Source organism: Ruegeria sp. F12 (genome assembly GCF_056533885.1).
The window spans coordinates 31,416-43,822 of sequence record NZ_JBQFOV010000002.1 but is presented as its reverse complement, the minus strand read 5'-3'; the positions used below and the strand labels follow the sequence as shown (position 1 = coordinate 43,822).

Genomic DNA, 12,407 nt, shown 5'->3' with positions numbered 1-12,407 from the left:
CCGCGCGGCGCAATCGTCATTCGCGACCAATTTGGTCAGTTCACGCACTTTTTGAGAAGATAGATATCCATGATCCACCCGTGATCGGCGCGCGCAGCTGCACGGGTGTCCAGAATCTGCTGCGCAACCTCAGCCAAGGGCCCCTTGATCAGAATTTCCTCTTTCATGCCCACGTACGCCCCCCACCAGATGTCATAATCTGCCATCTGAAGATGTTGGAACGAGCACTCACCATCCAGCATTACCGCCACGTTTGACGCACCGTCCGGCCACCCTTCGTCGCGAATCCGCCGCCCCGTGGTCACGATGTAGGGGGCACCCAGATCGTTGATCGGAATCACGTGGGCAGCCGTCAACGCCTGCAGCGCTGTAATGCCAGGGATCACCCGCGTTTCCGGCTGAGGGTCCAGCCGCTCTGCAATCCGCAGTGAACTGTCATAGAGCGATGGATCGCCCCAGATCAGCAGCGCAACATGCTGCACGCCCGGATGGGCGGCAATTGCCTCGCGCCAGCGCAGGGCGATGGCGTCGTGCCATTCATCCACTCCGCGCAGATACCCGTCATCAGACCGGCGCTTGGGGATGTCGAAATAGGCGATCTGCGGCGGCGTGTCGGTGACCTGCGCAATGATTTCTTCGCGCAGCCCGGCCAGATCGGCCTTGTTCTCGCCCTTGCGAGGGATCAGGATCAGGTCCGCCGCGCGGATCGCCTGCGCGCCCTGAAAGGTCACGTGGTCAGGGTTTCCGGTGCCGATGCCGATCAAGGTCAGGTCAAACATCGTCAAGCTCTGCCAGCGGGCCATAAAGGATCAGCGCAGGGGCGGTGCCGATTTCATCCGCCAGTTTCTCGGACAGCGCGCCTACAGTACTGAGATGCAGCTTTTGTTCGGGGGTCGAGACGGATTCGGCCATTAGTGCTGGCGTCTCCAGCGGGAGACCATGGGCGTGCAACGTTTCGACCAGCAGGGGAAAGGTGCGCTTGCCCATGAAGACGACCGTGGTCGCATCGGGGTCGGCCAGCGCAGGCAGGTTGAGGTCCTCGGGCAGTTTGCCGCTGACATCATGGCCGGTGACAAACTGTACTCGCCGCGCGGTTAGCCTTCGGGTCAGCGGGATGCCAGCCGCCGCCGCTGCCGCCACGGCCGAGGGGATGCCGGGGATGATCTCGTATTCGATCCCAGCCGCGCGCAGGGCGACCAGTTCTTCTTCCAGACGTCCGAACATGCCGCCATCGCCGGACTTCAACCGCACGACCCGCTGCCCGGTTTGCGCATATTCCACCAGCAACCGGCTGACATGGTCCTGCTTGGGCGAGGGGCGGCCCGCCCGTTTGCCCACGCCCACCAGATCGGCATCCTCGCGCGCATGGGTTAAGATCGGCCCGCTGCTGAGGTCATCAAACAGCACCGCATCCGCCTTTTGCATCCGGTCCACGGCCTTTAGCGTCAACAACTCCGGATCGCCCGGACCCGACCCGATGAACGAGACAAACCCACTCATACTGAGGCCTCCGCGATCAGGTGAAAGAACGTGCCGGTCACATTGCCGCGCACCGATCCGGTCTGAGGCCCTTCGGCGCCTTCTGCGTCAAACACGCGGGCCAAGGGCGCGTCGGGTTGTTCAATAATCGAGGAATAGTGGAACTCATGCCCCCGCAGGCCCGTGCCTACGGCAAAGCCGGGCATGGGGGCCAGCAGCTCGGCCCGGCGATACCCCAGATTGAACTTGCGCTTCTCGTAAGATGTCACCAGCCCCAACAACCCGGCCATCTGATGCGAGACACCCTCTTTATCGATCAGAGCCTGTCCCAGCGCCATATACCCCCCGCATTCCCCATGAACGGGCTTGGTCTGCGCATGTCTCCGCAACCCCTCCTGAAAACTCGATGCAGCGGCCAGAGTGCCTGCATGCAGTTCAGGATATCCGCCCGGCAACCAAACCAGATCGGCATCCGCAGCCGGGGCTTCATTGGCCAAGGGCGAGAAGGGCAACACCTCGGCCCCTGCCGCGCGCCAACCTTCCAGCAAATGCGGATAGGTGAAGGAAAACGCTGCATCGCGGGCCAGTGCGATCCGTTGCGCCGGGGGCCGCGGCAGCGCGGCGGACGATGGCCCATTCGGGCCTGAGGATGCCGCCCGCTTGATCGCCTCAAGATCGACATGCTCGCGCAGGAACTCGGCATAGCCCACAATTGCGCTTTCCAGATCGGGATGTTCAACCGCCTGGATCAGGCCCAGATGCCGCTCGGGCAGGGTCAGGTCTCCACGACGGGGCAGCACGCCCAGAACCGGCAGGCCCGCGCGTTCCATTCCCAACCGCGTCAACCGCTCGTGCCGGGGGCTGGCGCAGCGGTTTAGAATCACGCCCGCAAAGGGCAGATCGGGGTTATACATCTTGAACCCCAAAGCCGTCGCCGCCGCCGATTGCGCCTGACCGCCCACATCCAGCACCAGCACCACCGGCCAACCCATCCGTAACGCGGTTTCCGCACTGGACCCATGACCCAGTTCACCGGGCTTGGCGACGCCGTCGTACAGCCCCATTGAGCCCTCGGCGACCACGATATCCGCGCCTTCGGCCTGTGCAGAAATGGCGTCCAACAGAGGCTCTCCCATGGCCCAGCTGTCCAAATTGAACGAGGCACGCCCCGCAGCCGCCCGGTGAAAGGCCGGGTCGATATAATCTGGTCCGCTTTTAAAAGGCTGAACGGTCAGCCCATCCTCGGCCAGCGCACGTAATAAGCCCAGCATGACCGTGGTCTTGCCGGTGCCCGAGGACGGTGCAGAAATCAGAAGGCCCGGAGGGTTAGTCATCGCGTCATTCATCCTCGGGGCTCCAGCTGGACCACGGGCTGTCGGCGCTTTGCGGGCGATAGCGGCGGTCGTAATCCTTGGAATACAGACAGCTTTCGTCGAACCCTTCCCCCGCAAGCGCTGGGCCGACCATGATCAGCGCGGTGCGGGCGATGCCGTCGTCCAGCGCGTCTTTCAGCGTCTCCAGCGTTGCACGGATGATGCGTTCATCGGGCCAGCTGGCGCGATAGACAACGGCCACCGGGCAATCGGCCCCATAGGCCGGGGTCAGGTCGGCGATGACCTTGTCTAAATTGCCGATCGACAGGTGAATGGCCAGCGTTGCGCCGGTGCGGGCGAAGTTCTCAAGCGTCTCACCCTCGGGCATCGAAGACGCGCGGCCCGGCGTGCGGGTCAGCACCACCGATTGCGCGAGGCCGGGTAGTGTCAGTTCCGTGCCCAAGGCCGCGGCTGCCGCGGCAAAGGACGGCACGCCGGGCGTGACGCTGACCGGGATACCCATCTCTTTCAACCGGCGGATTTGTTCGCCCATGGCGGACCAGACCGACAGATCGCCTGAATGCAGTCGGGCCACATCTTGACCAGCCTGATGAGCGGCGTCGATCTCGGCCATGATCTGATCCAGATCCATCGGCGCGGTGTTGATGATCTTGGCTCCCTCGGGGCAGTGGCCAAGGATTTCCTCGGGCACCAGCGAGCCCGCATAGAGGCACACGGGACAGGACGCGATGATATCGCGCCCGCGCAGGGTCAGCAGGTCGGGAGCGCCCGGTCCGGCGCCGATGAAATGAACGGTCATTTTTGTCCTCCGATGGCAATAGCGCAAGTGGCCAGCCGGTCGTCTGATATCTGTCGGGGTGAAAGCAGCCGCGCGCCAGATCCAGCGGCGGCAAGGGCGGATGCTTCGGCCACGCTGCCGGTGCCATAACTGGCGCGGCTGCGGGGCGAGCAGGTGAGCGTGCGCTGCCCGGCCAGATCGGCGGGCGCGATGAAATGCAGGGGCAGGGCGGTTACGGCTGCGAATTCTGCCAGCGCAGCATGGCCCTCTTTGTCCGCGACGGTCGCCAAGGCGCTGACGGGGTGGTCAGAGGCGGCAGCCGCAAAGGCCGCGCGCAGACTGTCCACCGTCGCGGTGGAGGAAAAGCCAAGGCCCGCGACGATCATAGCGTGACGCTCCACTGCACCACCGGATAGCCGGATTTCCAACCCCGGCGCGGCCCCAATGGCGCAGCCTGCGCCAATTCAATCCGCAAAAGATCGCCGCCGCGTTTCTCATGCCACTGCGCCAGCAACGCCTCGCTCTCCAGTGTCACTGCATTGGCGACTAAGCGGGTACCAGCGGGCAAAGTGGCATACAGCCAGTCCAGCAGCGCGGCGCTTAGACCTCCACCGATGAACACCACATCCGGCAGGGACGACCCGTCCAGCGCATCGGGCGCAGTGCCGTGGATGATGGTCAGCCGATCCTGACCCAGCGCATCGGCATTGCGACGAATCCGCTCGGCCCGGTCCGCGCGGGGTTCAATCGTGGTGGCCGTGAGGGTCGGATCGCACATCAACCACTCGATACTGATCGAGCCGGTGCCGCCTCCGATATCCCACAGATGCTCACCGCGATGCGGGGCCAGCGCCGACAGGGTCAGTGCCCGAATAGGGCGTTTGGTGATCTGGCCGTCGGTCTCGAAAATCTCATCCGGCTTGCCCGAAGACTTAGGCAGCGCGCGACCCTCGCCTGCGACTTCAAGCGCGACGCAGACCGGGTGATCGAACCCGCCCAGCAGCGCCTCGGTCAGGGACACACTGCGGGAACGTTCACGAGGGCCGCCGAGCGCCTCCATCACGTGCAGGCGGGTGTCGGCAAAGCCGGTTTCGGTCAGGTAGGTCGCCAGTTCCGTCACCGCAGCCCCGTTGCGCAGCAACAGAATGGCGCGCAGGCCTGGCGACAGATGCGGTCGCAGCCGCGTCAGGGGGGCGGCGTGCAGGCCGAAAGTCAGCGTCGCCTCCAGCGGCCAGCCCAGCCGCGCGGCAGCCAAGGAAAAGGTCGACTGGCCGGGCAGGGCGGTCCATTCCCCAGCCTCGAAATTGCGCGCGATGACCGATCCGGCACCAAACCAGAACGGATCGCCCGAGGCCAGCACGACAGTGGGCCGCCCCCGGAACCCCGTCAGCACGGGCAGACCATCGGCAAAGGGCACCGGCCATTCGACCCTCTGGGCCGTACTATCGGGGATCAGCGACAGATGGCGCGGCGGACCCATGATGATTTCGGCGCGCTCCAGCACTTGACGGCTTGCGGGCGACAGGCCATCAAGCCCATCCTCACCCAGACCCAGAACGGTCAGCCACGGAGCTTCATGCATGACACACCTCCTGATCCTTGGCGGCACGACCGAGGCCAACGCCCTGGCTATAACCGTGGCCGAACGGGGCATCCAAGCGACCTATTCCTATGCGGGCCGCGTTGATAACCCGCGCCCGCAGCCGTTGCCGATGCGCGTGGGCGGGTTCGGAGGCGTGGACGGCCTGACCACCTACCTGCGCGATCACGCGATCACCCACGTGATCGACGCCACGCACCCCTTTGCCGCCCAGATGAGCGCCAACGCGGTGGCCGCCTGCCATAAGGCCGACGTGCCTCTGGCCGCGCTGACCCGCCCGGCATGGGTGGAACAGGATGGGGACGACTGGCAGCATGTTCCGGATATCGACGGCGCGGTGGCCGCCCTGTCCGGCGCGCCACAGCGGGTGTTTCTGGCCGTGGGCCGGATGCATCTTGAGGAGTTCGCCCCCCAGCCTCAGCATCGTTACTTGTTGCGGCTGGTCGATGAACCGGGTGCTCTGCCGTTGCCGAACTGCGACGTGGTTGTCTCGCGCGGGCCATTCACTCTGGCCGACGATCAGGCGCTGATGCAGCGCCATGGGATCCAGTTGGTCGTGTCCAAGAACGCAGGCGGCCTTGGCGCGCGCGCCAAGCTGGACGCGGCGCGGGCGCTGGGCCTGCCGGTGCTGATGATCGACCGTCCGGCCCTGCCGCAGCGGGTCGAATTGTCGAGCGTTGCTCAGGTTCTGGACTGGCTGGCTCATTCTGGCGTGAACCTCGGCGTGTAGACGATGGGCGCGCCGTCGCGTTCGATCACGCGGGTGCGGGACGAGCCGACGATGACCACCGTCTGCATATCTGCCATCTCGGGTGTGGCCTCGGCCAGTGTCGAAATCCGAATGGCTTCATCGGCGCGGGATACGGCGCGGGCAAACAGGATCAGCCGTTCGGGCTCGCATTCTTCTCGCAGGATCTCCAGCGTCTTTACAAAGCCTTCCGGGCGAGACTTCGAGCGCGGATTGTAGAACGCCATCGAGAAATCCGCCTGCGCGGCCAGCCGCAGACGCTTTTCGATCAGAGACCATGGTTTGAGGTTGTCACTCAGGTTGATGGCGCAGAAATCATGTCCCATCGGCGCGCCCGCACGGGCCGAGGCCGCCAACATCGCCGTGATCCCCGGTAGCACATCAATCTGGATATTGCGCCACTCGGACGGGCCATCTTCTAGCGCCTCAAACACAGCCGCCGCCATCGCAAACACGCCGGGATCGCCCGAGGACACAACGACCACGCGTTTGCCCTCAGCCGCCATTTGCAGCGCGTGCTGCGAGCGGTCGATCTCGACGCGGTTGTCACTGGAGTGCAGTGTCAGGCCGGGGCGCTCGGCCACGCGGGCCACGTAGGGAATATAGCCGACCACATCTGTGGCCTCGGCCAAAGCGGCAGTCACCTCGGGCGTCACCAGCGCATCAGCCCCTGGTCCAAGACCGGCGATCTTGACCCAGCCGCTCATGGCCTGCGCCCCTGACCGTGCACGATGATGATCGAGAAATAGGGTGTGACCTTTTCACAAGCCTCAGACAGTTTCGTCACCGTCTGGTTCGGCATTTGCGCAAATTCCACGATCCACGCGCGGTCATAGAGGCCGGCCGTTTTCAGCGCGCGTTTCACCTTGTCGATATTGCGCCCGATCTTCATCACGACCAGCGCGTCTGTCTGTGCCATGCGCTGCGCCAGATCGTCCTCGGGCAGAGTACCCACCAGTACGGTCAGCACGTCATCACCCCAGGTGATCGGGTCTCCGGTCGCTGTCCACGCGCCCGACATGCCGGTGATGGCAGGCACGACTTCGACATCAGATTCGTCGCGTAACCGGTTGTAAAGATGCATGAAAGAGCCGTAGAAAAACGGATCGCCCTCGCACAAGACCACCACGTCTTCGCCCTGTTCGGACAGAGCCTTCAGATGCGCGGCGCAGTCTTCGTAAAACGCCGAGAGCAGCTCGTTATAGCGCGGATCGCTCACTGGGATCTCGGTTGTGACCGGGTACTCCATCGGGAATTCGACGGCATCTTCGGGTATCATCCCATTGACGATCTTGCGCGCCTGTCCACTGCGGCCGGGCTTGCGGAAAAACGCCACATGACGCGCGTTGCGCAATAGGCGGTCGGCCCGGACGCTCATCAGGTCGGGATCGCCGGGGCCGAGGCCCACGCCATAGATTGTGCCGCTCATTCCGCGCGGCTCGCGATGGCGTTGATGGCGGCGACGGTGATGGCGCTGCCGCCCAGGCGGCCCTTGACGATGCAGGAGGGCACTGGCTGTGCCTCCCACAGGGCGTCTTTGGATTCGACCGCGCCGACAAAGCCCACGGGGCAGCCGATGATGGCGGCGGGGCGTGGGCAGTCGGGGTCTTCCAGCATGTTCAGCAGATGGAACAGCGCAGTAGGTGCGTTGCCAATGGCGACAACGGCGCCTTCCAGATGTGGGCGCCACAGCTCCAGCGCGGCAGCCGAGCGCGTGTTGCTCATCTCAGCGGCCAAGGGGCGCACACGTTCGTCATGCAGGGTGCAAATCACCTCATTGTCAGCGGGCAGACGGAACCGGGTCACGCCCTCGCTGACCATGCGCGCATCGCACAGGATGGGTGCGCCGGCTTCCATTGCAGTGCGGGCGGCGGCCACAAAACCGGGCGAGAAATGCACGAACTCTTCCAGCCCCACCATGCCGGCGGCGTGGATCATGCGGACGGCGACCTGTTCCTCGTCGGCGTCGAACCGGGCAAGATCAGCCTCGGACCGGATGGTGGCAAAGCTTTCCTTATAGATCGCAGCGCCATCGGTTTCATAAGTATAGGGCATCAGGTGAAGTCCATATTCATCAGTGTTTCTTCGGTCAGGCCGGTCTGGCAGGGCTCATCCCCCGCGCGGCCCTGTTTGACAAGATCAAATCGTCCGGCATTGCCGATCAGCGTCACATCGGCCAGGCCCATGCGCGCGCATCCTTTGGCGCAGCCCGAGACATGCAGGCTGCCATTGATACGCGCGGCAAGCAGGCGCGCGATCCCCCGGGTCTCCACTTGCGCCTGCGGGCAATATGGCGCGCCGGGGCAGGCGTCGGTGGTCATCAGCGGGTCGGTGCCGTCTGTGACAAAGGCCGGGGCGGGTATCGCCGCCCCGCCTTCCAACAGGATCAAGCGCCACGAGGTGACGCGCAGGGCATCGGCCCCGCTTTGCGCGATCAGGCCTTTCAGGGCGCGCGCAGGCAGTTGCCCAAAGGCTGCACCATAGAGCGCCCCCTGATCGCAGAGACCGGGTTGCAGCGGCGCGCCAACAGATCCCGGAACTGCGCCCTGCCACTCCGGCGGCAAGTCCGCGACCACGCGGGCCATGCGCCTGCTCTCAGGCGTGTAGTTTTGGGAGAACCATGCGGCCAAGGCGATCAGCAGGTCGATGGCTTCCGATTCCTGGACCAAACGTCCGGTGTTTGCCCCATTGGCACGCAAGATCAAACCCTCAGGGCTTATTTCCAGCCGGATGTCGGCTGAATCCCCCGCCAGCAGGCGCTCAGGTCCGGTGTCGATGGCAAAGCCGAACTTGGCGGGCAGGGCGGGTAGTTCGGCCAGCCGGTCAATAAGCTCTTGCGATAGCCGAGCGGTCAGGTCTCCGGCTTGGTACAGAGGTGAGACCAGAATGTTGCGGCGCACCTCGATCCCCGGCTCTGCATCCAGCAGGTTCAGCGCGGCCAGTTCGGCCAACATGGGCTGATGATCGCCCTCAGCCACGCCCCGCAATTGAAGATTGGCGCGGTTGGTCAGGTCGATGGTGCCATTGCCAAAACGCTCGGCCAGATCGCACAGACCCATGGCCTGCTCAGCTGTCAGACGGGCCAGCCTCGGCCGCACCCGCACCACCAGCCCGTCGCCCGACATCATCGGGCGGTGCGCACCGGGGCACCAGCCCTGAACGATGGGCGCACTCATCGCAGCCCCTCCAGATCGGCGCGAATCGAGTTGCGGCGCGTGTTCCACAACCCCGCCTCAAGCAAGGCGCGGAACCGGTCCTGCATGGCCTGATGCGCCTTGGGGTTGGCCTCGGCCAGAAAGGCGTCGACCTCGGCGTCGCCCAGCGTGGCATCGTGGTAGAGGTCGAACAGATGCGGTGCGACGGTGCCCGACAAATGCGCGAACGAGGCCATGTGATCCAGCGTTGCGGCGATCTCGGCCGCGCCCCGGAACCCGTGGCGTTGCATCCCGGCGATCCAGCCGGGGTTGGCAGCGCGGGCGTGGACCACGCGGCTGATTTCCTCGGGCAGGGTCCGCGCGCGCGGGGTGTCGGGGTTGGTGTTGTCCAGATGATACAGCTGCGCCGAGCCGCCTGTGATTTTTTTGGCGGCGGCAAATCCGGCTTCATGCGTGGCGTAATCATTGGCCAGTAGCAGGTCGGTCTCGGTCAAATCCTGCAGGTGGACGAAACTGTCGGCGTTGGCGACGCGCTGGGTGATGCCGTCCTTGTCCTGCGCGACATGCTCGCCTTCCAAGGCATAAGAGCTGGCGTCCAGCCATGCCGCACCCGCCTGCACGCGCGCCTCGTCGGTGTAAATTTCGGACAATTGTGTCATGTTCACGCCATAGCTGCCGGGGGCTGGGCCATAGACGCGGGCGGCGGGTTCCTGACCGGCATAGGGGTTCCAGTCGGCCGCCTCATCGCGCGCCGACAAGGCCCGGATCGCCTGACCGTATAGCGCCGATAGCGTCGGAAAAACGTCGCGGAACAGGCCCGAGACCCGCAGCGTCACATCCAGACGCGGGCGGCTGAGGTCGGTGATGGGCAGAACCTCGATGCCTGAGACCCGCTCTGACCCCTTGTCCCAGACGGGTTTGACGCCCAGCAGGTGCAGCGCCATGGCGAATTCCTCACCCGCCGTGCGCATAGTGGCCGAGCCCCAGAGGTCAACGATCAGCCCTTTGGGATAGTCGCCTTCCTCTTGCAGGTGACGCCGCACCAGTTCTTCGGCCAGTTTCACGCCTTGGCTATAGGCCGCGCGCGTGGGCACGGATCGCGGGTCGGTGGTATAAAGGTTCCGCCCGGTAGGCAGTACGTCCGAGCGGCCACGATAGGGCGAACCGGATGGCCCGGCCTCGATCCGCTTTCCGGCTAGTGCGTCGATTAGGGCGTTGCGTTCAGACTGGGCGGAAGGCGCGGGGTCGAAATTGCCGGTCACTTCTGGCACCCGGCCAAAGATGTGCAGCCCGTCGCCGAACTGGCTTTCCTTGATGTCACAGACAAAGCGGTCGATGCGGGTGATCGCCTCGGCGGTGCAGGTGGCCTGATCCAGACCCAGATCGCTTTCCAGCCCGATGGCCTGAGCCTCATTCCGGATATCCTCTTGCAAACGGTCGCGGCGCTTGGGGTCCAGACCATCGGCGTTCGAGAATTCGTCCAGCAGGGACTCCAGCCGTACCATCCGATCCGGTGTACCGCTTTCTCTCAAAGCGGGCGGGATGTGGCCCAGCGTGACGGCTCCGATCCGACGCTTGGCTTGCGCGGCCTCGCCGGGGTCATTGACGATGAAAGGGTAGATCACCGGCAGATCGCGGATAAGCGCTTCGGGCCAGCAATCGGCTGAGAGCGCGACGGATTTGCCGGGCAGCCATTCCAACGTGCCATGGGCACCGATATGGATCAGCGCGTCGGTGCGCAGGCTTTTGCGCAGCCACAGGTAGAAGGCGACATAGCTGTGGCGCGGGGTGCGCGACAGGTCGTGATAATCGTCATCGCGCAGCTCGGGCGTGCCGCGTTCAGGTTGCAGCGCGACCAGAGCTTTGCCCCGGCGCAGCGCGGTGAAGTGGAAGGCACCATCCGCGAAAGCGGGATCACTCTCGGGCGCACCCCAGATGGTTTGCAGGTCGGTGCGTAGCTGTTCGGGCAGGTCGGCCAGCGCGGCTTGGTAATCGGTAAGGGGCCATGCGATCCGCGCGTCCAACAGAGTTTCAGAAATCGGTTCGGCAGAGGCGGTGTCATAGTCCTCGGCCTGTAGGTCGGACAGCATTGCCTCGGCCGAGGCCAGCGCGTCGAGGCCCACCGCATGGGCCATCTGCCAGTCCTTGCCCGGATAAGTGGACAGCACCAGCGCGGGCACTTGATCGGCTTTGGGTTTGTCCTGAAGGTTCAGCCAGCCGGTGACACGGTCGAGGATGGCCTCGATCCGTTCCTCCTCGGCCCGGTGGGCAAAGCGGGAATATTCCAGATGCGGGTCGCGTTTGCCCGGCTCCTTGAACGAGGCGATGCCCGCTGAAATCCGCCCGTCCACCTCGGGCAGCACCACATGCATGGCGAGGTCGGCGGGGGAGAGGCCGCGTTCCGCCTCGGCCCACGCCTTGCGGCGCGAAGTGGCCAGTGCGACCTGGAAGACGGGCACATTTGCAGCGTCCAAAGGCGAGGTACCCGACGCGCTTTTGCCCGAGAAGGACGTGGCGTTGATGATCGCGGACGGGGCCAGCGATACGATGGTGTCGCGCAGCCAGTCGGCGGCGGATGGCACTTTCAGGGAAGGGGCGAACAGGCCCACGGCCTGAAAGCCGCGCGCGCGCAGGCTACGGATCAGGGCGGCCACGGGGGCTGTGTCGGCCGAGGTCAGGTAAGCGCGGTAGAAACTGACCACGACGCGTTTTGAGTCACCGGAAAACGCCTGTTCCGCCGGAATCACTCCGCGATCGGGGCACCATGCGCCGCAGTCGGGCAGGGATTTAGCCCCCATCACCGGACCCGCATAGAGCCCCGCTGCCAGTGCCATCTGTGCCAAAGCGGCTTGTGCTGCAACCACGCCGCCGGTGTCACACAGGTGCGCTAAGCGGCGCAGGGTGGAGACGGGCAGGGTGGAATACTCATCCAGTCGCGTATCCTCGCGCCCGTCGGCGGGCAGCACGGCCACAGCAATCCCTTTGGTCTGCGCAAGCGATAGAACCTGCTGCAGTCCGTAGGACCAATAGGGCACTCCGCCGATCAGACGGATCAGGATGCCTTTAGCGCCCTCCAACGTCTGTTCCACATAGGTGTCAACGGACAGAGGGTGTTTCAGCGCCGTCAGATTGGCCAGTCGCAGGGTCGGCATCCGACCGTCAGGCCCGCCACCGCGGTGCCAGCCTGCCGCGAAAGCACCAAGGTCGCTGTCCGAGAACGACAGTACCACCAAATCCGCCGGGCTCTGGCCCAGATCGGTTGGGGTTTCGGATTCCTCTAACCCGTGGCTTTCGCGGAAGACGACGTGCATGG

General features: G+C 64.7%; 12 protein-coding genes. 1 reads left to right on the top strand and 11 read right to left on the bottom strand.

The features are described from left to right. Positions 1-35: 35 nt before the first annotated feature. The 6 genes from cobF to cbiE are packed head-to-tail and all read right to left on the bottom strand — an operon-like array spanning position 36 to position 5,173. Positions 36-779 carry a precorrin-6A synthase (deacetylating) gene (cobF, locus tag ACR0CA_RS02915; protein ID WP_480897401.1) on the bottom strand — a complete coding sequence of 248 codons (744 nt, stop codon included), beginning with the start codon at positions 777-779 and terminating at the stop codon, positions 36-38. Further along, the gene (gene cobA, locus ACR0CA_RS02910; RefSeq protein ID WP_480897400.1) at positions 772-1,500 is read right to left on the bottom strand and encodes a uroporphyrinogen-III C-methyltransferase; all 729 of its coding nucleotides are present in this window, start codon (positions 1,498-1,500) and stop codon (positions 772-774) included. The genes cobF and cobA overlap by 8 nt, the downstream gene beginning before the upstream one ends. Beyond that, positions 1,497-2,825 carry a cobyrinic acid a,c-diamide synthase CobB gene (locus tag ACR0CA_RS02905; RefSeq protein WP_480897399.1) on the bottom strand — a complete coding sequence of 443 codons (1,329 nt, stop codon included), beginning with the start codon at positions 2,823-2,825 and terminating at the stop codon, positions 1,497-1,499. The genes cobA and ACR0CA_RS02905 overlap by 4 nt, the downstream gene beginning before the upstream one ends. Further along, on the bottom strand, positions 2,818-3,612 hold the full coding sequence (gene cobM / locus ACR0CA_RS02900) for a precorrin-4 C(11)-methyltransferase (protein ID WP_480897398.1): 795 nt from the start codon (positions 3,610-3,612) through the stop codon (positions 2,818-2,820). The genes ACR0CA_RS02905 and cobM overlap by 8 nt, the downstream gene beginning before the upstream one ends. Then, positions 3,609-3,977, bottom strand: a complete 369-nt coding sequence (locus tag ACR0CA_RS02895) for a cobalamin biosynthesis protein (RefSeq protein WP_170770228.1) — start codon at positions 3,975-3,977, stop codon at positions 3,609-3,611. The genes cobM and ACR0CA_RS02895 overlap by 4 nt, the downstream gene beginning before the upstream one ends. After that, positions 3,974-5,173, bottom strand: a complete 1,200-nt coding sequence (gene cbiE / locus ACR0CA_RS02890; protein WP_480897397.1) for a precorrin-6y C5,15-methyltransferase (decarboxylating) subunit CbiE — start codon at positions 5,171-5,173, stop codon at positions 3,974-3,976. Before cbiE ends, ACR0CA_RS02895 begins: the two co-directional genes overlap by 4 nt. Between cbiE and ACR0CA_RS02885 the strand changes: the two genes are divergently transcribed. After that, positions 5,172-5,921: a cobalt-precorrin-6A reductase gene (locus ACR0CA_RS02885; protein ID WP_480897396.1), complete on the top strand. Its 750-nt coding sequence runs from the start codon at positions 5,172-5,174 to the stop codon at positions 5,919-5,921. The genes cbiE and ACR0CA_RS02885 overlap by 2 nt on opposite strands. Here the strand turns inward: ACR0CA_RS02885 and cobJ are convergent. Genes cobJ through cobN form a run of 5 tightly spaced genes read right to left on the bottom strand, consistent with a single transcriptional unit; the run spans position 5,894 to position 12,405 of the window. After that, the gene (cobJ, locus tag ACR0CA_RS02880) at positions 5,894-6,646 is read right to left on the bottom strand and encodes a precorrin-3B C(17)-methyltransferase (RefSeq protein ID WP_170770234.1); all 753 of its coding nucleotides are present in this window, start codon (positions 6,644-6,646) and stop codon (positions 5,894-5,896) included. The genes ACR0CA_RS02885 and cobJ overlap by 28 nt on opposite strands. Next, positions 6,643-7,368: a precorrin-2 C(20)-methyltransferase gene (locus ACR0CA_RS02875; RefSeq protein ID WP_170770236.1), complete on the bottom strand. Its 726-nt coding sequence runs from the start codon at positions 7,366-7,368 to the stop codon at positions 6,643-6,645. The genes cobJ and ACR0CA_RS02875 overlap by 4 nt, the downstream gene beginning before the upstream one ends. After that, complete coding sequence (locus ACR0CA_RS02870; RefSeq protein ID WP_480897395.1) at positions 7,365-7,994, bottom strand: precorrin-8X methylmutase; 630 nt, start codon at positions 7,992-7,994, stop codon at positions 7,365-7,367. Before ACR0CA_RS02870 ends, ACR0CA_RS02875 begins: the two co-directional genes overlap by 4 nt. Further along, positions 7,994-9,115, bottom strand: coding sequence for a cobalamin biosynthesis protein CobG (locus ACR0CA_RS02865; protein ID WP_480897394.1), 1,122 nt, complete (start codon positions 9,113-9,115; stop codon positions 7,994-7,996). Before ACR0CA_RS02865 ends, ACR0CA_RS02870 begins: the two co-directional genes overlap by 1 nt. After that, positions 9,112-12,405, bottom strand: a complete 3,294-nt coding sequence (gene cobN / locus ACR0CA_RS02860) for a cobaltochelatase subunit CobN (RefSeq protein WP_480897393.1) — start codon at positions 12,403-12,405, stop codon at positions 9,112-9,114. The genes ACR0CA_RS02865 and cobN overlap by 4 nt, the downstream gene beginning before the upstream one ends. Between the last annotated feature and the right edge of the window lie 2 nt (positions 12,406-12,407).